Here is a 19969-nt window from a genome sequence, read left to right as displayed (position 1 = left end):
CGTCGGTCAGCCCGGCGTCTTGTCGGTTTCGTTGCGATGGTGTTCCGGCCAGTTGTCCACGGGGTGGGCACGGTCTTCGTTGAACATCTCCGTGAGCAGCGCGTTGGCGCGGCGGTAGGCGTCATGTCGGAACTTGAGGTCGTCTTCCGGCTGGGCGACGATTTCCTCCAGCATCTTGAGGTTCAATCGGCGGAATTGATCCGCTCGCTCACGCGCTTCGTAAGCCCCGACGCCCATGCGCTCCAGCGCACTGCGACCTAAGGACAGCGCGCTCTCGAAGGGCGCCCGCTCGGCCGCCTCCACGCCCCTCTGCCGCAGGATGATGCGGTGGCCCATGTCCCGCGCCCGCACGATCACCTGCAATGCCGGGAAGTGCTCCTGGGCCAGTCGGGTCAGCGTCAGGTTGTCTTCCTGGTTGTCGATGGCGTTGATCATGACCGCCGCTTGGGCCGCGCCGGCTGCGTGCAGCAAGTCGAGGCGCGTGGCATCGCCATAAAAGACTTTCACGCCGAATATGCGCAGCGTCTCGATGTTGTCAGGGTCGTGATCCAGAACCACCACATCGACGCCACAGGACATCAACAGGCGTCCGGCGATCTGCCCGAAGCGGCCGAAGCCGGCAATGATCACGCGGGGATTCTGCTGGTCGACGAGGTCGGATTCGCGCTTGTTTTTCTGGGTGATGGACTCGAAGCGATCCAGCAGCAGGATCAGCAGAGGCGTCAGGCACATGGACAACGCCACCGCCAGGGTCAGGCTCTTGCCCCATTGGTCGGTCAGGATCCCGGCCAGTGTTGCGGCACCGAACACCACGAAGGCGAATTCGCTGCCCTGGCCCAGCAACACCGCTTGCCAGGAGCGCTGGCCGGCAGGGACATTCAAGAAGCGGCTGGTGGTCTTGATCACCAGCAATTTGATCAGGATGAAGCCCAGGGTCAGGGTGATGACTTTCAGCGGTGCGTTGATCAACGTGCCGAAATCGATCGACATGCCGACACCGATGAAAAACAGCCCCAGCAGCAGGCCCTTGAACGGCTCGATGTCGCTCTCCAGGGCATGGCGGTATTCGGAACTTGCCAGCAGCACGCCGGCGAGGAATGCGCCCATGGCCATCGACAAGCCGGCTTCCTCCAGCAGGAAGCCGAAGCCGAACACCAGGAAAAGTGCGCCGGCACTGAAAATCTCGCGCAAGCCTGAGCGTGCGGCGAAGCGCAGCAGCGGTCGCGTCACGTAGCGCCCCAGCAGCACGACGATGGCGATGGCGGCGACGATTTTGCCAATCGACAGCAACAATGCGGTGCCCGATGGCGTGTCGCCGTGGGCCGACAACAATGGAATCATCGCCACCAGGGGAATGGCCGCGATGTCCTGGAACAGCAGCACGGCAAAACTGCTGCGGCCGACGGCGGTGGCGGTCAGGTTGCGTTCGCTCATGGCCTGCATGGCGATGGCCGTGGAGGACAGGCTCAGGGTCAGGCCGACCAGCAGTGCCGCCGTCCAGTTCAGGCCCAGGGCCGCGCAGAACGTTGCGATCGCGCCGCCGCAGGCCAGCATCTGCAAGGCGCCGCCGCCGAAGACCATCCGGCGCAGGGCCCAGAGCCGCTTGGGATCGAGCTCAAGGCCGATGATGAACAGCATCAGCACCACGCCGATTTCAGCGAACTCCAGGATCGCCTTTACATCGGTAATCAGCTTCAGCCCCCACGGGCCGATGATGCACCCGGCCAGCAGGTAACCCAGCACCGGGCCCAGGCCGAACCGAACGGCAATCGGTACGATCAGCGTCGCCGAGGCCAGGTAGATCAGCATTTCAATCAGGCTGTGCGTCTCCATCTCAATCTTCCTTCCAGGCGGCCAGGCGTTCGCCGTAATGTTCGATTTGGGCGCGTTGGGCCTCGGAGTCGGCGGCATACGCACCATGCACCGCAACGGGTTCCAGCCAGCGCATGCCGCAATAAATGGCCGTGGCGTGGAGGGGTTGGGCCAACGCTGCAAAACCTGGGTAGGCGCCGATCTGGAAATGATCCTGTTCGCCACCCGTGGGCACGGCCCACAGCAACCGCTTGTCCTTGAGCGCCGTGGCGCCTTTGCCATAGGCCCAGCCGTGGGTGAAGACTTTGTCGATCCACAGTTTCAGCAGCGGCGGGGTGCTGTACCAGTACATCGGGTGCTGGAGGACGACCAGCTCCGCTTGCTCCACGGCATGTTGTTCCGCCTCAACGTCGATATCGAAGTTGGGATAAAGCGCATACAGCGAACGTATGACCACGTCCGGATTGCTGGATACCCGCTTGAGCATCTGCTGGTTGACCCGCGATTTGTCGGGGTAGGGGTGCGCATAAATGATAAGAATCATCGGTGAATTCCTTGGTTTGGCTCCGTCGATTCTTGTCTGTCGAGGAGGCTTGCTCCCGCTAGGGGTGCGCTGTAGGAGCTGCCGAGTGAAGCGAGGCTGCGATCTTTCCCCAGACACTTGAATCTCAAGCGAAAAATCAAAAGATCGCAGCCTCGCTTCGCTCGGCAGTTCCTACAGTGAGCGCGAGCCGAGCGAAACAAATACTGAGCTGAGCGGTACAAACAAGAGCGCCTTCCCAGGCAGGATCCAGGCCGGAAAGGCCCGACATCCTACCGAGGAAGGCGCTGATTGTTTAGCGCGGATCGATACATTGGGACACTTCAGCCAAGCGGCAGCGAGACCCTGGCCTCCAACCCGCCACCCTTGCGGTTCCTCAGGGTCAGCGTCCCGCCATGCTCCAGCACGGTCGCCCGGGCCGCCGACAGGCCCAGCCCGACGCCGCCGGTGTGCTTGTTGCGCGAGCCTTCGATGCGAAAGAACGGCGTGAAGACCTGCTCAAGGTGTCGGGCATCAATGCCCGGCCCACGGTCGAGGATGCGAATGTCCACCCGGTGGGCGTCGGCTTGGAGCCGAACCGTCGGCTCGCCGCCATACTTGATCGCGTTGTCGATCAGGTTGACCAAGGCGCGCTTGATGCCGATGGGCCGGCCGACGTACACGAAGCGCTGGGCGCCTTCGAATGCGACCTCGGTGCCGGCGTCCTTGAGGTCATCGACGATGGTGTGCAGCAGTTCGGCCAGGTCGAACGCGGTGGCATGTTCCAGCCGGGCATCGTCGCGGAAAAACTCCAGGGCGGAATTGACCATCGCCTGCATTTCATCCACGTCCCGGAACAGGCGCGATTGCTGCTCGGCATCCTCGATGAACTCCCCGCGCAGGCGCATGCGGGTCAACGGTGCGCGCAAGTCATGGGAGATGGCCGCGAGCATCTGCGTGCGGTCCTGCAGGAAGTGCTTGAGCTGGGCCTGCATGGCGTTGAACGCGAGGATCGCCTGGCGGATTTCGTGGGGGCCGATCACCGGAATCGGCGGCGCCTGGTGGTCGACGCCAAAGCGCCGCGCACCTTCGGCAAAGCGTTCCAGCCGTGCGGCCAAGTGCCGGGTGGCGATCAGCGCGACGATAAACGTCGAGAGCAGGATCAGCGCGATGATGATCAGGTTGCGCGCCCATTCTCCCAGCCCCCAACTGCGCGACGGCACGGAGAAAATCACCCAGGAATGGTCGGCCAGCTCGATGATCACCGCGTAGCGCGCATCCGCTTGGTGGGCCGGCCAGTCGGCCGGTTCGTAGGCTTCGATCCTGGCGTCCGGTCGGCCCAATTGCTGGCGCAGGAGCGCCGAACCTTCGCTGAATTCTGGGTCATCGATCAGCGGTAGCCGGGCCTCCTCATGGCGTTGTAGCCATTGCGTGTTGAATGCCGGGTTGCTCGCGGCCTTGGCAATCGCCGCCCGTTGTTCGGGGGCGACGGAGTCGATGCTGCGGGTGATGGTGGCGGCCCTGTCCATCAGGCCGGGTTCCATCAGGGGAGGGCGCGCCCAGGCACCGGCCAGCAGGCTGAACAGTTCGTTGAGGGCGAGCAGGGGCAGCATGGCGATCATGGTGGTCAGGGCGATCCACCGCGCCACCGTGTCCCTTGGTCGATGAATGCCCGGGCGCGAGCGCTTCATCGCTTCACCACATGGGGGCTGAACAGATAGCCGCTGTTGCGCACGGTGCGAATCATCGAGGCGCCGGGGATGTCGGTTTCCAACTTGCGTCGCAGGCGGCTGACCTGGACGTCGATGCTGCGATCGAACGCCTCGAAGGTTTCGCCACGAGCCAGGTCCAGCAACTGCTGGCGCGTCAGCACCCGGCGCGGGTGTTCGGCAAACACCAGCAGCAATTCGAACTCGCCGCTGGACAGCGGGATCATGACCTTGTCCGGTGAGCGCAATTCGCGGCGGGTGACGTCCAGCTGCCAGTTTTCGAATTCCAGGATTGGCCGGGATGAGTCGTTCAACGTGGCCCTGGCTTCACCGGTGCGCCGCAGCACGGCACGCACCCGGGCCAACAATTCCCGGGCGTCGAACGGCTTGGTCAGGTAATCGTCCGCTCCCAGCTCCAGGCCGACGACGCGGTCGCTCAATTCACCCATGGCGGTGAGCATGATGATGCCGACCGTGTGCTCGGCCCGCAGCCGTTGGCACAGCACCAGGCCGTTGTCCCCCGGCAACATGACGTCGAGGATGATCAGGTCCGGCACCTGGCGTTCCACCGCTTGCCACAGGGCATTGCCGTCGGCGGCCACGTCCACGCTATAGCCATGTTGTTCGAGGAATTTGCGCAAGAGGGCGAGGACTTCGAGGTCATCGTCCACCAGTAGTAAATGGCTCACGGTGGGCACGCAGGGTAATGAATACAGGGGGAATACTAGGGTCAATCCAGGGCCTGCGTCATATATTTCAACCCGGAAACAAAGTTGCCGGCGGGCAATATTGTGGAAATCTGCGGGCAAAAAAACGGCGGCAGGATGGCCCTGATGTCGGTCAGTTGAACAGCCAGCCAACGCCGTACCCGTGGCGAGGGAGCTTGCTCCCGCTTGAGTGCGAAGCGCTCACCGCTTTTTAGGGCCGCTTCGCGCCCCAGCGGGAGCATGCCCCCTCGCCACAGAGGGTGGTGTTTGGCTTTTTGACCGGCCTACGCAGCATCCCAATCCTCGCCGAGATCACCCCGTATGCCGATCACCCAGCCCGTTCCGTTGTTCGTTCGCTCCACCGTCGTGGTTGTAGTGGCGGCACTCGCCAGTGGTTGCTCCAGCACGCCGGCCGCAATACCAGGCTCGTGTGAAAGCGCGACCTACACCGTTTACGATCCCGCCGAACCCGTCAACCGTGGCATCTTCGCCTTCAACCGAACCGTGGATGACTACGCACTGGCACCGGTGGCCCGTGGTTATCGCAAGCTGCCGGAGATGTTCCAGGCCGGCGTGCACAACTTCGTGGCGAACTTCGGCGAGCCCAAGGTGTTCATCAACGACCTGCTGCAAGGCAACGCCCAGCGCTCGGTCAACACGCTTGGCCGTTTCGTCATCAACTCCACGGCGGGCATCGTCGGGCTGATCGACGTGTCGGGCAAGCTGGGCATCGAGCGCCACAAGGCCGATTTCGGCCAGACCTTCGGCGGCTGGAATCTCGCCCCGGGGCCCATCCTGGAACTGCCACTGCTGGGCAGCGCCAACCTGCGGGATGCGACGGGCAAAGTCCTGAGTTTTGCCGTCGACCCGTTCGGCGACAACAGCAGCACGGTCGAGACCCTGGGCACGATCAACACCGTCGGCGGCCTTGTCGATGGCCGTGCCGAGGCATTGCCAACCACCGATCAATTGCAGACCGAAGCGGACTACTACGCGGCCCTTCGCGATGCCACGGCGCAGCGGCGTGCCGATCTTGTCGCCCAGGGCAAGTTGGGGGCGGTGGTGGAGGACAATCCGCAATGCCAGGAGGGAGGGGCCGCTGATGAGTAACGAGGCGCTGGTCTTGCATCGGCGAATGCGTTTGCTCCAGCCGGATGCATTGCATTGCCGTGAGGTGGAACTGCGGTTGGCCGAAGACGGTAGCCACGTGCTGCTCAACCATTATGTCGAGCTGTATCGCCATCAACGGGTCGGTTGGTGCGCCCTGCGGCAGCATCGGGTGCCGTTGGCGGCGATAGTGCGCTGGATGATCGATAACGGCGAACAGATGAGGGGCTAGTGGCAATTTGCTGCTTAATACAGCGGCATTTTGGGGAGCAAATGCCGTGAAACATTTATACATAATTAAGGATTAATAATGGTTGTACGACGTCGTATCTAATATGTTCGACTGTGGCCGTTTCTCACAAAAAAAATAAACGGAGATCCACCCATGACGAGCATTCCTACCGCTGAGGGACAAGCTGCGGCGCCCGTGCAAGGCCGTTTCGTACGCCTGCTGAAGCTTCTCGGCCCCGGCATCATCGCCGTTCTTTCCTGGCTGGGCGCCGGCGATCTCATCACATCATCCGTTGCTGGCGCGAACTACGGCTACGCGATGATGTGGGTGCTGGCGGTCTCTCTGCTGCTGCGCTACCTGATCGTCAACATCATCGCGCGCTTCCAGCTCTGCAATAACCAGGGCATGACCATCCTGCAGGGGTATGCCCAGCTCAATCCGTTTTTCGCCTGGTTCCTGCTGGTGTATGCGCTGCTCATGGGGCATCTGATGAATGCCTACATGATCAAGGGGGCCGGTGAGGCCCTGGCCATGCTGCTCAAGATTGACTACCCGCTGCTGTGTTCGGTGGCGGTGGTATTGGCGGTGTGGATGCTCGTCGGGCGCAATATCTATTCGATGATCGAAGGCGTGATGAAAGGGCTGCTGGCGAGCATGACGCTGGCGTTCCTGGCGCTGGCGGTGATGTCCGGCCCGGATGTCGCCGGCATCGTCAAAGGCACTATCGGCTTCAGCATTCCGCCCGATGAAGGCGTGCATGGCGCGCTGTTGGTGGCCGTCTCGGTGATCGGCGCAGTGGCCGGTTCCATCGCTAACTTCGTTCATCCGTATGTGATGCGCCAGAAGGGCTGGGTAGGACCCGAACACAAGCGTATCCAGCGCAACGACCTGCTGTTTGCGGTGTTTGTCGGGATCATCATCAACCTGGCCATCTGGATCGTCGGCGCGGAAATCCTGCGACCCAACGGCATCGAGGTCAAAACCCTGGGCGACCTGGGCAAGGCCCTGGAAATATTCTTTGGTCCGATCGGTTGGTACGTATTCTTCGTGGGTGTGTTTGCCACGCTGTTCGCCAGCATTTCCGGCAAGACCACGGCGTTCCCGATGCTCCTCACCGACGCCTTCCAGCATGTGCGCCCCGAGCGCCGGGAGCGTTACGGCAAAGAGTTCCACCGTGACCCGATGCACAAATGGTTCATGCTGTTCATTCTGGTGACGCCACTGATCTGGTCGCTGCCGGGCATGCCGGATTTCGTCACGCTGACCATCGGCGTCAACGCGCTGAACATCATCGGCTTGCCAGTGATTTCTTTGGGCCTTTTGATTATGTCCAACCAGAAGTCCTTGCTGGGCAAGGAGTACCGCAACAACCTGTTCGAGAACATCGCGCTGCTCTTTGCCACAGGCCTGGCATTGTGGGTTGCGTTCCAGTTGGGGGTCGATCTGTTTACCTGAGGCCCGGCCATCTGCAACGTTCGGGGGGACTGCTAGACTTTATCGTCCAGTCCCTTTCGGAGAAGCGGAATGAACAATAAAAACAGGATCTGCCTCTGGTACGACGGCAACGCCGAGGAAGCTGCGCAGTTCTACGCAAAAACCTTTCCCGACAGCGCGGTGAACGCTGTCTACCATGCCCCAAGTGATTATCCATCGGGCAAGGAGGGCGATGTGATCACCGTCGATTTCACGGTGATCGGCATCCCCTGCATCGGTCTCAACGGCGGGCCGGTGTTCAAGCACAGCGAGGCCTTTTCATTCCAGATTGCCACGGAAGACCAGGCCGAAACGGACCGTTTGTGGAACGCCATCATCGACAACGGCGGCCAGGCAAGCGCCTGTGGCTGGTGCAAGGACAAATGGGGTTTGTCGTGGCAGATCAGCCCGCGGGTGTTGCTTGAGGCGGTCGGCAGTCCTGACAAAGCCGTGGCCAAGCGGGCCTTCGAAGCGATGATGACCATGACCAAGATCGACATTGCCGCGATTGAAGCGGCGGTGAAAGGCTAGCTGTCGAATCATCACCATTATTTTCTTGTGGGAGCGGGCTTGCTCGCGAAGGCGGTGGGTCAGTCAACCTCAATGCTGACTGGTCCGACGCCTTCGCGAGCAAGCCCGCTCCCACAGTTGTGTTGTGGTGTCTTCGATTTCTCGGCCTGCCCACATCCCCTGTGGGAGCGAGCCTGCTCGCGATGACGGCGGCACAGCCAACACCATGCAAGCTGACCTACAGGGTAGCCTCAGGCACCCTGGCAATCACCTTGATCTCAAACTGAAAACCATACAACCACGTCACCCCCACCGCCGTCAGTGTCGGATGCGGTGCATTGCCCCAGAATTCGGGCACGACGCTCCAGACCCGTTCGAAGATCGACTCGGGGTCGACCATGAACACTGTCACGTCCACCACATCGTCAAAGCTGCAATCGGCCGCGGCGAGGATCGCCTTCAGGTTGTTGAACGCCAGCCGGACCTGAGCCTCCAGGTCGGGCTCTGGCGAACCGTCGGCGGTGCTGCCGACTTGCCCGGAGACGAACAGGAAACCATTGGAACGAATCGCCGGCGAATAGCGATTGCGCTCATACAGTGCCTGGCGTCCAGGCGGAAAAACCACATCACGCTGTGTCATGAATACCTCCTTCAAAAAGTGGTTCCAAACGATGAACTCACTCTAGGGGCTTGTATCCGGGCGATAAACGAGCAACCTTGGTGTTCACTGTTTGTTAATCCCAAACAATCGAACCATGCCGGGGCAGAAATGGACCGTTTTGATGCGATGCAAGCGTTCGTGCGAGTCGTGGAGGCGGGCAGCTTTACCAAGGCGGCAGAAACCCTGCACATGAGCAAGACCACCGTGACCCAACTGGTGCAGCAGCTCGAGGCACGGTTGCGGGTCAAGCTGCTCAACCGCACCACACGCAAGGTCAATGTCACCGCCGACGGCGCGGCTTATTACGAGCGGGTGATCCGCTTGCTGGCCGACATGGATGATGCCGAGACCAGCGTGGCCGGCGCCCAGGCGTTACCTCGCGGGCGACTGCGGGTGGACGTGCCGAGTCCGCTGGCGGCGTTGATCCTGATACCAGCCTTGCCGGCGTTCTACGCGCGATACCCGGACATCCAGATCGACATGGGCGTCAGCGATCGCATCGTCGACATGCTTGATGAAAACGTCGATTGCGTGGTGCGCGGCGGTGAGTTGCGGGATCAGTCGCTGATCGCCCGACGCGTTGGCGACCTGGCCCTTGGCGTCTTCGCCGCCCCGAGTTACCTGGCACGGTTTGGCCCGCCCGCGCACCCGCGCGAACTGGAAGGTTCGCACCATCGCACCGTCGGTTTCCTGTGGGCTCGCACCGGCAAATCCTTGCCCTACGCCATGCGCCGCGACAGTGAGCTGCTTCACGTCAAAGGGCGCTATGCGTTGGCCATCGACGACGGCAACGCCTACCTCGCGGCCGGGCTGGCGGGGCTGGGCGTGCTCTGGCTGCCCGAGTACATGTCCCGCCGTCACCAGGCGCAAGGGGAATTGGTGCCGCTGTTCGAAGACTGGCAGCTGGACCCGATGCCGCTTTATCTGGCCTATCCCCCGAACCGGCATATCAGCGCCAAGTTGCGGGTGTTCATCGATTGGGTCGTGGAGCTGATGGCGCAGCATGCGCCTATTATTGATCGATCTGTTTCGTGAAATTTGGCTGTCCAGTTGTAGAGGAGATACACCATGGACCGATTCACCGGCGGTTGCCTGTGCGGCAATGTTCGACTTGAAGCCTTGGGGCGCCCGTATCGTGTCGGCCTTTGTCACTGCCTCGATTGCCGCAAGCATCACGGGGCACTGTTCTACGCGGCTGCGGTGTTTCCTCAGGACGCGGTGACGGTCGAGGGTGAAACGCGGGATTACGCCGGCCGATTTTTCTGTCCATGCTGTGGCTCGTCGCTGTTTGCCCGCTCGGGCGACGAGATCGAAGTGCACCTGGGGACCCTGGACGCACCCGATCAACTGATGCCCACCTACGAAAGCTGGACCGTGCGCCGTGAGTCCTGGTTGCCGGCGTTTGCGCTTACCCGATGTTATGAGCAGGATCGTGAGGGTACGGGGCGGTCTGAGGAATAGAGGCAATGTGTTCCACCGCTATCGCGAGCAAGCTCGCTCCCACAGTTTGGTCGGTGGTGTGCTCAATGCCGGATTCACAACCAAACCCCTGTGGGAGCGAGCTTGCTCGCGATAGCGGTAGGCCAGTCAACTTCAATGCTGACTGATCCGACGCCTTCGCGAGCAAGCCCGCCCCCACAAGGAATCTGCGCTTTTATTCCTTGAGGAACGTCAGCAGATCCTGGCTCAACCGGTCCTTGTGGGTTTCGGTCAAGCCGTGCGGTGCGCCAGGGTAGACGATCAGTCGAGCGCCTTTGATCAGCGCCGCCGAGGCCCGGCCTGCTGCGTCGATCGGCACGATCTGATCGTCATCGCCATGGATGACCAACGTCGGCACGTCGAACTTCTTCAAATCGCCGCGGAAATCTGTCGCCGAGAACGCCGCGATCGAGTCGTAGGTATTCTTGCTGCCACCCTGCATACCCTGCACCCAGAACGAGTGGATCAGCCCCTGGGACGGCTTGGCGCCCTTGCGGTTGTAGCCGTAGAACGGGCCCGAGGCGATGTCCAGGTACAGCTGCGAGCGGTGCTCCAAGGATGCCTTGCGCAGGCCGTCGAACACTTCGATAGGCAAGCCACCAGGGTTGGTTTCTGTCTTGAGCATCAGCGGTGGCACCGAAGAAACCAGCACGGCTTTTTTCACCCGGGCGGTACCGTGGCGACCGATATACCGCGCCACTTCACCGCCCCCCGTCGAGAAGCCCACCAGCGTCACGTTCTTGAGGTCCAGTGCTTCAATCACCGCCGCCAGGTCGTCGGCGTAGTGGTCCATGTCGTTGCCTTCCCAAGGCTGGCGGGAGCGACCGTGACCGCGACGGTCGTGGGCAATCACCCGATAGCCTTTCGAGGCGAGGAACATCATCTGGCCTTCCCAGCTGTCGGAGTCCAGCGGCCAGCCGTGGCTGAACGTCACGACCTGGCCATCACGCGGGCCCCAGGCCTTGTAGTACAGCTGCACGCCATCCTGGGTGGTGATGTAGCTGGCGGACTGGACCACGCTGCCGACAGCGGATGCGCTGGCAGCGGCCTGGACCGGCGACGCGGCTTCGGCGTTGAGGGTGGCCAAGGCCAGGGTCGCGACAGCCAGGGTGCGGTTGAAGGTGTTCATCGTGTCTCTCTCCATAAGGTCGGTTTGATCTGCGGCGATCGTCATCGATCGCGTTGGTGGGCAGATTAGAGAGAGAGGCCGATGACGAGAACGGCGTGGGCATCGATAGCAACTATGGGAAAATCGGATAGCTGCGGTGCGCTTCGGTTGCCGTGACTCGTTCGTGGCGAGGGAGCTTGCTCCCGCTGGGTGGCGCAGCCGCCCCAAACGGAGCGACGCGAGTCTTCCTGGTGTATTTCATTGGCCGATGTGCGACGGCTGCGCCGCCGAGCGGGAGCAAGCTCCCTCGCCACAATGTATTGTTCACGCGCCCTGAAATCGCCCTCAACCAAACGAAGGCATCGGCCCCAACGAATTAATGATCCACACGACCACCGCTACGGCCGCCAGCACCGCGACCACGATGCTGATAAGCACCCATTTAAGAATTTTCAGCCCTTTCGACGGAGCCCCCGGCGCGAGGGGCTCCACCGGGAACGTCATCTCCCCGGCGCATCGCGGGCAAACAGCGGTGTCGTCAAGGAGGAGGTACCCGCAGTGTTCGCAGTTTGTCATGTCGTCACTTCAAGGCTCAAAGGAGGGTAGCCCTCTATGGGCTTGTAAAAGCGGCCAAAAACACCGGGCGCCAGTCGCTTAATATTTGTAGACGATGCCCAGCCTGCCCATGATCTCCAGGGCAGTGACCAGGCCCAGGCCATTCATGGGCAGGCAGGCGAAGGCTTGGTATTCATCGAAGTGCGTGCCGATGGCCAGCAACTTCAAATCATGGGTTTCCAGCTGCCCATTGAAGTAGTGCAGGAGCGCGCGTTCCCAATCGTCGGCGCGGTTGACCGCCTCGATGGTTTTACGCTCGGGCGTCGGAATTTCAATGTCCAGCTGCCGCAATGGGGCCAAGGCATTGACCGCATCGTCGCCGCAGGACGACCATTCCTTCCATTCGAACCCGGCCAATTGATTGGTCTCGGTGAGCGCTGACTCGACTTGCGTCCAGGCCCAATCCCACTGCCCGGTAGGCGCCGGCAGGTTCTGAATAAGTGCTTGCGCGTGAGCCTCGTCGAACAGGCTATCGAACAGGTCAGCCAGGGTATCGGCCAGATCGGGCTGCGGCCCTTGCCCCTGGGTGTCCAGGTCGTGGCTCAAGCGCTGCCACAGGCTGCCCAGCTCGTCCCAATCCTCGTCATCCATGTCATCCTCGATCACCTGGGCCTTATGGCCGCGCAGGTAATTGTCCAGCCGCGTCTTGCGCACACGCACGCTGCCTTCGGCAAGATCGACATCATAGCTGCGGTAATCCAGGTAGTTGGTCTGGAACACGATGCGGTCTGGAAACACTTCATGGGCAAGGCTTTCCTCCACATCGAAATACGCCGCGCCTTCGAAATCGCCATGGGCGCTGATGATGCGTTGCAACGACAGGGGATCGATTGGGTTCATGTGGGCTGGGTCACAAGGAGGAGGGCGAAAGGGAGCCGCCGTGCACGTTGGCCGATATCCGGTTCGCGCTGATCCTACACCAAGCGCCAGTGGCTGCTAAGGGGCGGAATGTGGACTGCGTCAACTGCCGGGCAAGTGTTTGGGTCTATGCTTACCTTGCCTTCGTGAATCAGGCCCACCCATGCACGAACACCGAACGGTCCACAGGGAGTACGCGTGAGACATTCGATACCGGCTGCAGCGTTGTTTTGCCTATTGCTCGGCACGGTTGCCAGGGCTGAGCAGTATCAAATCGTCACCGAAGAATGGGCGCCGTACAACTACCAGGAAAACAACCGGCTCACCGGCATGACCACCGAAATCGTCCGGGCCATCATGGCGCTGACCGGAGATGATTTCGAGGTGCTGCTGCAGCCCAGCATGCGCACCAGCCAGATACTCAAGCACCGCCCCAAGACCATCATGTACTCCATGTTTCGCACGCCGGACCGCGAATCGCAGTTCAAATGGGTCGGGCCGATCGTGGAAGAGTCCATCCACCCTTATCAATTGGCCAATACACCGCCGCTGGACACCCTGGAACAACTCCTTAACGCCCCGCAGATCACCACGCGCCACGCCGGCCTGGTACCTCAGATGCTGCAGTCACTGGGCTTCAACAACCTGGACAAAAGCGCCACCGAAAGCAAGCTGCTCTACCGCATGCTGCTTGCCGGTCGCACCCAGATCATTGTCGGCGACACTGACGCCGGCGTGGCTTATTACAGTCGTCAACTGGATATCGCCCCGGGCACCCTGCGACGGATCCCTATCGAACTGTATCGCTCATCGCTGTACATCGCTTTCAGTCCCGACAGTGAGGATGAAGTGGTGGCGGCGTGGGCTAGAGCGCTGGAGCAGTTGCGGCGTTCGGGGGAGTTGGCGCGGATTCAGCGGCGGTATGAGGGGGCTGGAGGACAATGAACGCGCGGAACCGGCGAAAGCCGGTCCGCAAGCCTTCACTCATTCACGCTCTGCAGCAATCAGGCCGGCCAGCGCCGGTGAAACGACGATTGCCGACCTGTTGCGTTGCATGAGCCAGCAGCAACGACAGTGGGGTTAACGGAACGTCCAGTGGGTAGCTGGTTTACCTACGGGCTCTGGTCCAAAACGATTATCAGGCTTGATTTTTTTTTGAAAAATATCGTACATGTCACTCAGCATCGACTTACTTCCGTAATATGAGTGTCCTATGAAGCTGAAGCTCGTATCAGCATTGGAGGCATCGAGGGTGTCTACTCCCTTCAATAACGCGAGGTTTGCACCAGAGTCGCCTAGCCTGGGTGAAGCTATATCATGGTAAGCGCTCTATTTGCTGAATGTACATTCTACGAGCGTGTTAACAAATGCCGCTTTGTTTGCCACTTTCCTGGTTCGAATCGCGTCTTGATATAAAAGTGCGTCCTCGGTTGACAACCCCGTGCACCGCCCTAATAGATCGTCAGCCTGGATAGCTACCATGGACGTGTCTGAAGGAAGTGTCACTTTGCTTTCATCAAACCACATTGAAGCTAAGTTCAGGGTGGCAAGCTTTCTTTCCTGGGAGTCTGGCAGGCTGTCCTTGATTGTTTTAAGGGTGTGTACAGCGCGGCCGCGAATCTCGGTGCTTTCTAAACTATTCCTGATTTCCTGCATTTTTTCTGCAGTCAATTGATTGTTTAAAAGGCTTGGTCCAGTTGCCGCGATACTTGATTTCAGTGCGGAAAAAATTATCTGCTGAGCATCATTATTTACCGCGTTTTTTGCTTTGCTCACCTCAATGACCATATATGAGTTATCTGTATAGAAGCAATCGTCAGCAGGTTCGAGCATTAGAGCGCAGCGTGAGTTGACAACTCTTCCTGTGGCATCATTGTAAGCTAGGGATGACCAAGGGATTTGTTTGGTGCGATCTTCGCTTCTTATCAGAACATAATTTCCGGCCTCAATAGCGGCAGAGCTTGGGTTTGCGGTAGGTTTTTCATCGGTCGGGCTTTTCAAGTCAAATGAAAAAGTAAATATATTGTCATCTTGATCATCCTTGATAAAAACCTCAGCTAAAGATGAAAGGATCGCCGTGGCTGGATGTGCAGGAGGATAAAAAGTTTCGCCGAGCCCGGCAAGGTTTGCGGCCAGATTTCTTAATTGGGTGCCGTCGGTATCTAACTCTATTATATAGAAGTCAAGTTTCAGAGGGTTTCCGCCATAAGTTATTGGGCCGAAAACACCATGGAGATTTGATAAGTTGAGAAACTGCCCGCGACGCACGTCATTGCTATAAAAAATAACCTTGGAGTTTTTTATTCCGTCGCTTCCAAACTTTCTATTGCAAGGGTCCTCGCAGGTGCTGGAAACGATTGCAATGTCCCCGGTCGTTGGTTCGTTTCTAACTACCCGCAACAGGCTTCTATATTCTATAAAGTCTTTTATGAAAACTTGCTTCAATGAAACGGTGATCGGGTCGCCGGCGCTAATCAGATTCGCTGCGGCTTCAGAGCGAATGTATTTTGGGTTTAGACTTCCTTGGTGGGTGCCGGGTCTATTATATCGGTAATCAACAGCTCCCTGATTGCTGATGGCGCAAGCTGAGCAGAGTGTAATTAGCGATAATATCGTTGCGTTCGCGAATAGGCTGCGCATAATAATTGATCACTCCTTGTGTGCTTTTTTATTTTATTGTTTGCTTGTTGGGTGCAGCATAGTTTAGATTTTTTCGACGTAAAGCCGCTTTGTGTATTTTTTATCAAAAGGGGATTGGTGGCTTGAGGGGCTGCTACTGAAGTACGTTGTGAAGGGTGTGTTAAATAAAGAAGTGTTTCAAGAATGACTCAGATAACACATGTCTCACGCGGTTCGGAAAGAGGGCGGAATTAGCTTTTTTGCTTCGCCGCAGACCAGAGCAGGGAAAGAAGCGTACGCGAATCCATCAAACGCTCGTCGGCCTCCACCAGGCCTGGAAGCGCATGCCATGGATGGTTGGCGTTGCGATGATGATGCAAGTGCAGATTGATGTGATAAGGCCAAATGAAAAACCTGCCTGCACATCTCACTTTCCAGGCGTAAGTCCATTGCTGCCAGCCTGGGGTTACGCCAGGTCCACCACTGTGTTCGGCGATGCTACGGATTTTCTGTAGCAGCGTTCCCAAGGTGGCGAGTGGCAAAAACCATAACAGCACGATAAGCATCATGGTCTGGGCGCTGGTTTGCCAGGCGATGACAGATAAGAGGGCGAGCCAGATAGTGCCCGCAGCAGCAATGGGTCGTGTCATCTTCGGTGAAACCCCGCCCGCATCTCTGTAAGCGCGCAGGTTACGCAGCGTGTTAATAAGGAACAGATCCCCCAGCAATTGCCTGAGCAATAAGCTCCCGGACAGCGGTCGGAAATTCCATGGCTGGCGGTGATAAAGAAAGCGCCGCTCCGGATCTTTCGTTGATCCCGTGTGCTGATGATGCTCAAGGTGCAGTGGTCTATAAAATTCAATGGGCACCGTACCCGGGACACCGATGGCCACGTTGATCAAAAAGTCATTGATACCGCGATGACGCGTCAGGTGATAGTGAGTCGCGTCGTGGTACAGAATGAACAATGCATGTTGGCGCGCGGCAATAATGACAAAAGCCAGGCAATACATACGCCAGTCCGAAACATACAGCGCAATGCGCAACGTCACGATGATGCACAACCACTCAAGCAGGATGGCCCCCAAGGTGCGCAAATCCACCTTCAGGCGATTCAGCGCTATTGTCGTCAAACCCGCTGCTGCGCCAATGGCTGCCCCATAGACCACATCGAGCAGTACATGCTGGCCGGTCGTCAACACGGTGATTGCCAGCATCAGGCTCCATAGCGCGAAGATCCCTGCCTGGCGGACACGCAGATAACCCAGCACAACGCTGATGGCCACCGGTAATGCAACATGCCCGCTGGGTGACGCCGCCAGCGGTGAGTCAACGCTGTAGAACCACGCCAGCCACTGCGACGTGCTATCCGGACGCTCTATAACGGTGGGCCAGAACAGGTGGCTCACCAGGCAGGTTCCAGAGGCCAGGGCCGCCGCAAAAAAAGCCGGTAGCAGCCAGTCGCGGTGACGCCCTAGAAACACGAGCGCGGGCATGATCAATAAATAGCTAAGGTACAAGGGCAGTGTGTAAGGCAGTTGCGCAATGTGCGCATCGATAGCGCCGGGCTGAATAATCCGTACCGGCCCCATCGGGAAATGCGTGACGAGAAAATACAGGATGCCTGTCACAACGGTATAAACCAGCAGCCAACTGACGGGACGGGTCACCCTTGAGGCATTGACAGGACGGTGTTCGACAGTGGATGACATGATCAAGGCGCCTGGGTAAACGAGGAGGGCGAGTGGAAGTCTACGTTGCATTGGCCGATTGATCTGGCCAATATCCATCCCCCTTGCTTGCGATGCTGAAGGTCTCCATGAGTTTGAGTGCAACCTCCGTTGAATGCGCCCATCTGCATCTGAATGAAATTGATCGGATGTTCGAGATTTATTCTGCGTCCTACTCCGACACCTCGCGAGTAAGGTTCGATCAGGATTTCAAGGAAAAGACCCACTGCATCGTTTTACGGGATGCGGGTGAAATAATCGTCGGATTTACCACGCTCAAACTGTATGAAAAAACCTGGGCCGGCAAACCGATCAGGGTGATTTTTTCGGGCGATACAATCATTGATCGTGAACACTGGGGAAGCCAGCAATTGGCTTTCGCCTGGATGCGACTGGCGGGGGACATCTGGCAGGAGCAGTCTGAAATCCCCCTCTATTGGTTTCTGATCTGCAAGGGTCACCGGACCTACCGTTATTTGGGCGCCATGGCTTTGAACTATTCGCCCCGAGCCGGGACGATGACAAATCCTGGCGTTCAGGCACTGATGGATCACTTGGCAATCGATCGTTTTGGTGAGGCCTATGATCCGAAAACGGGCGTTCTGTCCTTCAAGGTTCCACAAGGTCGGCTGACCGCGGAATTGGCGCAGGTTCCAGCGGCTCACCTGCGTCTGGCAAACGTAGTGTATTTTCTGGAAAGAAACCCTCTTTACGCATCGGGCGATGAGTTGGTCTGTTTGTGCGAGCTGCACCCCAATAATTTTCGGCCGATGGTGCTGCGCTTGTTTGCTGGCGCTCAACCATCGCCATGCTGATTCGCCAGGCAAGCGCCGCGGACAACCTGAAATTACTCGACTTTCAGGCGCAGCGGGCGATGCAGGGTGGTTTGCCGATGCGGTTTGACCGTGGGCCGGACTATTTCGCGCTGCATCATTGTCACGCCACGGACCATCGAACCTGGATAGCCGAAAGCGAGGTGGGGGAACTCAAAGGCATCGCCAGCCTGGTGGTCCGCGACGGCTACCGTAATGGCGGTATCGAGCCTGTGGCCTATCTGGGGGATCTGCGGCTGGTGCCCGACAGACGCCTGTCGAAGTCGTGGATGGCTGAGGTCAAAGTGCGGCTCGAAGCGTTGGCCCGTGAAACCGGTGCTCTGCACGCTTATTGCTGTGTCATTCGCGGCAACAGGCTCGCAGTTCACTCGCTTCTGGGTGGGCGGCGAGCCAATCCGCTCATGCTTTCGCACTGGCGCGGCTATAGCAACGTCTCCGTATATGGTCAGCGGGGGTGGAGTCGCGCGCCAAGAACGCCGGAAAACGTCCGCATCGTTCGAGCCCAGCCGGCCCATACGGATGCACTGCGGGCATTTCTCGATCGCGAGTCGACAGGCCAGCCCTTTGGTTGCGTCTTCAGTGAAGCGCAGTTCTCGCGACGCCTGGATACCTGGCCGGACTTCGGAATCGAGTCATTTCTCCTGGCCTTGGACACCCGTAACAATGTGCTCGGTTGTGTCGCCCCTTGGGATGCCGGGCGTATCAAGCGGGTGGTGCTGGAAAAACTGCCCATGGCACACCAGGCACTTCGCCTGGCTTTCAACGCCTGCGCGCCAGTCTTGGGGCGCCCTGCCATTGCTGCACCTGGCGAGGCGCTGCGGGACATCTACCTGACGCATTTACAGGTGCGGCAGCGAAACCCGCACATTTTCGCTGCACTGCTGGATGCCGCGTGGGTGCGCGTTCGCGGTCAGTACGCGTTGATGCAGATGTGCTTGTATGACGATGATCCGCTTTGGGCCGCCATGAGCCGTTATCGTAGCGTCGCCATCCCCATGGACCTGTATACGGCGCCCTGCATCGGCGGTGCGTCAGCGTTGGCACCGATGGAGGCGGCGCGTATTCCGGGGTTTGAGATCTATCTCGTCTGATAGCCCAGGCCGGGCTTGGTCTCGTGCAGGACATTCAACAGCGCCAACCAAAAACGGGTTGTATCAAATCCACCACCGCCCAAGACAGGCTGGCCGTGATCGAGGTGCGGCAGGCAAATCTGCGGCATGCCATCGAGTCGTTGATGGTCGAGGTAAAACTGACCGTCATGCGCCCAGCCGGGTCGCAGCGCATTGAGGCGTGCGTGATGCGTGTCAAGAGCAGAGCAGGGCGCGCAGGTCCAACTGACGACATGCGCGCAATGCAGGTCAGCGGCCAGATGGTCGAGCAGGTGAGCAATGTGCGGGTCGCGCAGGCGGCTGATGTCTCGTGCGCCACCGGCCACCCAAGGCATTCTGGCAAACACTCGACGAATGCGATCCAAAGGATATCGTTGGGCCGGTTGGTGCGTGCTGCAACCCAGCACCTCATCCATCACCGCCGACGGGCCTGCCGGCGGTTGCACCAACGCAACGCCGTCACACGCCTCACTCAAGACGCTGTTCTGTGAGATTGCCGCAAGCGCATCGAGCCCCCCCTTGCTGTGAGCCAACACAACGAATCGCTGGCCTGGCTGGAGTTCGGCAGTCAGTACCTTGTCGATAGACGTTCCTTGAGCCATCACCCCACGGGAAGAGCGCACGGGCATGCGCAGGACCTGATAGTTCGAGCGCCGTAGCGTCTGGGCGCAATCTTGAAAGCAACGTGGCAACCATTCGGAAAACAGTCCGGCAACCAGTACTACCAACGTACTTCGAGGAAGACGTGGCGCGGGGTCATACCAGCACGCGATAAATTGCTCTGTCCAATCAAGGTGTGCAGCGGGTCTCGCCCATTGCGTGGCTGGAAAATGAAGCGGCCATTCGTCAAAGCCTTCTGGCACCCAGGTTTTTTTTCCCGACAAGGA

The 19969-nt window shown here is 59.2% G+C and carries 20 protein-coding genes; 9 read left to right on the top strand and 11 right to left on the bottom strand.

Annotation, left to right across the window (positions count from 1 at the left end; all coding sequences use genetic code 11):
- Window positions 1–6 precede the first annotated feature (6 nt).
- The 5 genes from kefC to HGO40_RS20190 all read right to left on the bottom strand — a co-directional run bounded on the left by kefC (window position 7) and on the right by HGO40_RS20190 (window position 4990).
- Window positions 7–1833 (bottom strand): glutathione-regulated potassium-efflux system protein KefC, encoded by a 1827-nt coding sequence (kefC, locus tag HGO40_RS20210; RefSeq protein ID WP_250964472.1) that lies wholly within the window; start codon window positions 1831–1833, stop codon window positions 7–9.
- 1 nt (window position 1834) lies between these two features.
- On the bottom strand, window positions 1835–2356 hold the full coding sequence (kefF, locus tag HGO40_RS20205; RefSeq protein ID WP_250964471.1) for a glutathione-regulated potassium-efflux system oxidoreductase KefF: 522 nt from the start codon (window positions 2354–2356) through the stop codon (window positions 1835–1837).
- Window positions 2357–2676: 320 nt separating this feature from the next.
- Window positions 2677–4023 (bottom strand): sensor histidine kinase, encoded by a 1347-nt coding sequence (locus HGO40_RS20200; protein ID WP_250964470.1) that lies wholly within the window; start codon window positions 4021–4023, stop codon window positions 2677–2679.
- Window positions 4020–4730 carry a response regulator gene (locus tag HGO40_RS20195; RefSeq protein WP_186729669.1) on the bottom strand — a complete coding sequence of 237 codons (711 nt, stop codon included), beginning with the start codon at window positions 4728–4730 and terminating at the stop codon, window positions 4020–4022. The genes HGO40_RS20200 and HGO40_RS20195 overlap by 4 nt, the downstream gene beginning before the upstream one ends.
- Before the next feature lie 41 nt (window positions 4731–4771).
- The gene (locus tag HGO40_RS20190) at window positions 4772–4990 is read right to left on the bottom strand and encodes a hypothetical protein (protein WP_250964469.1); all 219 of its coding nucleotides are present in this window, start codon (window positions 4988–4990) and stop codon (window positions 4772–4774) included.
- Between the two features lie 79 nt (window positions 4991–5069).
- Between HGO40_RS20190 and HGO40_RS20185 the strand changes: the two genes are divergently transcribed.
- From HGO40_RS20185 to HGO40_RS20170, 4 genes are all read left to right on the top strand, one after another.
- Window positions 5070–5858 (top strand): MlaA family lipoprotein, encoded by a 789-nt coding sequence (locus HGO40_RS20185; RefSeq protein WP_250964468.1) that lies wholly within the window; start codon window positions 5070–5072, stop codon window positions 5856–5858.
- On the top strand, window positions 5851–6087 hold the full coding sequence (locus tag HGO40_RS20180) for a hypothetical protein (protein ID WP_250964467.1): 237 nt from the start codon (window positions 5851–5853) through the stop codon (window positions 6085–6087). The genes HGO40_RS20185 and HGO40_RS20180 overlap by 8 nt, the downstream gene beginning before the upstream one ends.
- A gap of 153 nt (window positions 6088–6240) precedes the next feature.
- Window positions 6241–7542: an Nramp family divalent metal transporter gene (locus tag HGO40_RS20175; protein ID WP_250964466.1), complete on the top strand. Its 1302-nt coding sequence runs from the start codon at window positions 6241–6243 to the stop codon at window positions 7540–7542.
- Window positions 7543–7611: 69 nt separating this feature from the next.
- Window positions 7612–8091 (top strand): VOC family protein, encoded by a 480-nt coding sequence (locus HGO40_RS20170; RefSeq protein ID WP_250964465.1) that lies wholly within the window; start codon window positions 7612–7614, stop codon window positions 8089–8091.
- Window positions 8092–8308: 217 nt separating this feature from the next.
- On the opposite strand, the gene HGO40_RS20165 is transcribed toward HGO40_RS20170, so the two are convergent.
- Window positions 8309–8710: a RidA family protein gene (locus tag HGO40_RS20165; protein WP_207961599.1), complete on the bottom strand. Its 402-nt coding sequence runs from the start codon at window positions 8708–8710 to the stop codon at window positions 8309–8311.
- 129 nt (window positions 8711–8839) lie between these two features.
- Between HGO40_RS20165 and HGO40_RS20160 the strand changes: the two genes are divergently transcribed.
- Window positions 8840–9766 carry a LysR family transcriptional regulator gene (locus HGO40_RS20160; RefSeq protein ID WP_250964464.1) on the top strand — a complete coding sequence of 309 codons (927 nt, stop codon included), beginning with the start codon at window positions 8840–8842 and terminating at the stop codon, window positions 9764–9766.
- 33 nt (window positions 9767–9799) lie between these two features.
- Window positions 9800–10192, top strand: coding sequence for a GFA family protein (locus HGO40_RS20155; RefSeq protein WP_250964463.1), 393 nt, complete (start codon window positions 9800–9802; stop codon window positions 10190–10192).
- Window positions 10193–10385: 193 nt separating this feature from the next.
- Here HGO40_RS20155 and HGO40_RS20150 read toward each other — a convergent pair whose 3' ends face one another.
- The gene (locus HGO40_RS20150; RefSeq protein WP_250964462.1) at window positions 10386–11339 is read right to left on the bottom strand and encodes an alpha/beta fold hydrolase; all 954 of its coding nucleotides are present in this window, start codon (window positions 11337–11339) and stop codon (window positions 10386–10388) included.
- Window positions 11340–11972: 633 nt separating this feature from the next.
- The gene (locus HGO40_RS20145; protein WP_250964461.1) at window positions 11973–12773 is read right to left on the bottom strand and encodes a hypothetical protein; all 801 of its coding nucleotides are present in this window, start codon (window positions 12771–12773) and stop codon (window positions 11973–11975) included.
- A gap of 216 nt (window positions 12774–12989) precedes the next feature.
- Here HGO40_RS20145 and HGO40_RS20140 point away from each other — a divergent pair, with 216 nt between their 5' ends.
- Window positions 12990–13736 (top strand): substrate-binding periplasmic protein, encoded by a 747-nt coding sequence (locus tag HGO40_RS20140; protein WP_250964460.1) that lies wholly within the window; start codon window positions 12990–12992, stop codon window positions 13734–13736.
- A 384-nt stretch (window positions 13737–14120) separates the two neighbouring features.
- Here the strand turns inward: HGO40_RS20140 and HGO40_RS20135 are convergent, their stop codons facing one another.
- A complete protein-coding gene (locus tag HGO40_RS20135) occupies window positions 14121–15431 on the bottom strand; it encodes a hypothetical protein (RefSeq protein WP_250964459.1) in 1311 nt (436 codons plus the stop codon).
- 230 nt (window positions 15432–15661) lie between these two features.
- Complete coding sequence (locus HGO40_RS20130; RefSeq protein ID WP_250964458.1) at window positions 15662–17122, bottom strand: fatty acid desaturase; 1461 nt, start codon at window positions 17120–17122, stop codon at window positions 15662–15664.
- Between the two features lie 107 nt (window positions 17123–17229).
- On the opposite strand from HGO40_RS20130, the gene HGO40_RS20125 reads away from it, so the two are divergent.
- On the top strand, window positions 17230–17955 hold the full coding sequence (locus tag HGO40_RS20125) for a hypothetical protein (RefSeq protein WP_446533455.1): 726 nt from the start codon (window positions 17230–17232) through the stop codon (window positions 17953–17955).
- Entirely contained in the window at window positions 17949–19064 is a 1116-nt protein-coding gene (locus HGO40_RS20120) for a hypothetical protein (RefSeq protein WP_250964457.1), read from the top strand. Before HGO40_RS20125 ends, HGO40_RS20120 begins: the two co-directional genes overlap by 7 nt.
- Here HGO40_RS20120 and HGO40_RS20115 read toward each other — a convergent pair.
- The gene (locus HGO40_RS20115; RefSeq protein WP_250964456.1) at window positions 19052–19966 is read right to left on the bottom strand and encodes a lipase family protein; all 915 of its coding nucleotides are present in this window, start codon (window positions 19964–19966) and stop codon (window positions 19052–19054) included. The genes HGO40_RS20120 and HGO40_RS20115 overlap by 13 nt on opposite strands.
- Window positions 19967–19969: the final 3 nt, after the last annotated feature.

The sequence above is a fragment of the Pseudomonas sp. CG7 genome (genome assembly GCF_023701885.1).
GTDB lineage: Bacteria > Pseudomonadota > Gammaproteobacteria > Pseudomonadales > Pseudomonadaceae > Aquipseudomonas > Aquipseudomonas zanjanensis.
Note: the sequence above shows the minus strand (reverse complement) of the source record. Positions and strands in the feature narration are given on the sequence as shown.

What these genes read in the sequence shown, in the direction of transcription:
- HGO40_RS20200 (WP_250964470.1), bottom strand. Translation starts at nt 4,023, where the DNA reads ATGAAGCGCTCGCGCCCGGGCATTCATCGACCAAGGGACACGGTGGCG.
- HGO40_RS20120 (WP_250964457.1), top strand. Translation starts at nt 17,949, where the DNA reads ATGCTGATTCGCCAGGCAAGCGCCGCGGACAACCTGAAATTACTCGAC.
- HGO40_RS20125 (WP_446533455.1), top strand. Translation starts at nt 17,230, where the DNA reads ATGAGTTTGAGTGCAACCTCCGTTGAATGCGCCCATCTGCATCTGAAT.
- HGO40_RS20145 (WP_250964461.1), bottom strand. Translation starts at nt 12,773, where the DNA reads ATGAACCCAATCGATCCCCTGTCGTTGCAACGCATCATCAGCGCCCAT.
- kefF (WP_250964471.1), bottom strand. Translation starts at nt 2,356, where the DNA reads ATGATTCTTATCATTTATGCGCACCCCTACCCCGACAAATCGCGGGTC.
- HGO40_RS20185 (WP_250964468.1), top strand. Translation starts at nt 5,070, where the DNA reads ATGCCGATCACCCAGCCCGTTCCGTTGTTCGTTCGCTCCACCGTCGTG.
- kefC (WP_250964472.1), bottom strand. Translation starts at nt 1,833, where the DNA reads ATGGAGACGCACAGCCTGATTGAAATGCTGATCTACCTGGCCTCGGCG.
- HGO40_RS20130 (WP_250964458.1), bottom strand. Translation starts at nt 17,122, where the DNA reads ATGTCATCCACTGTCGAACACCGTCCTGTCAATGCCTCAAGGGTGACC.
- HGO40_RS20190 (WP_250964469.1), bottom strand. Translation starts at nt 4,990, where the DNA reads ATGCTCCCGCTGGGGCGCGAAGCGGCCCTAAAAAGCGGTGAGCGCTTC.
- HGO40_RS20180 (WP_250964467.1), top strand. Translation starts at nt 5,851, where the DNA reads ATGAGTAACGAGGCGCTGGTCTTGCATCGGCGAATGCGTTTGCTCCAG.
- HGO40_RS20175 (WP_250964466.1), top strand. Translation starts at nt 6,241, where the DNA reads ATGACGAGCATTCCTACCGCTGAGGGACAAGCTGCGGCGCCCGTGCAA.
- HGO40_RS20150 (WP_250964462.1), bottom strand. Translation starts at nt 11,339, where the DNA reads ATGAACACCTTCAACCGCACCCTGGCTGTCGCGACCCTGGCCTTGGCC.
- HGO40_RS20160 (WP_250964464.1), top strand. Translation starts at nt 8,840, where the DNA reads ATGGACCGTTTTGATGCGATGCAAGCGTTCGTGCGAGTCGTGGAGGCG.
- HGO40_RS20170 (WP_250964465.1), top strand. Translation starts at nt 7,612, where the DNA reads ATGAACAATAAAAACAGGATCTGCCTCTGGTACGACGGCAACGCCGAG.
- HGO40_RS20155 (WP_250964463.1), top strand. Translation starts at nt 9,800, where the DNA reads ATGGACCGATTCACCGGCGGTTGCCTGTGCGGCAATGTTCGACTTGAA.
- HGO40_RS20135 (WP_250964459.1), bottom strand. Translation starts at nt 15,431, where the DNA reads ATGCGCAGCCTATTCGCGAACGCAACGATATTATCGCTAATTACACTC.
- HGO40_RS20165 (WP_207961599.1), bottom strand. Translation starts at nt 8,710, where the DNA reads ATGACACAGCGTGATGTGGTTTTTCCGCCTGGACGCCAGGCACTGTAT.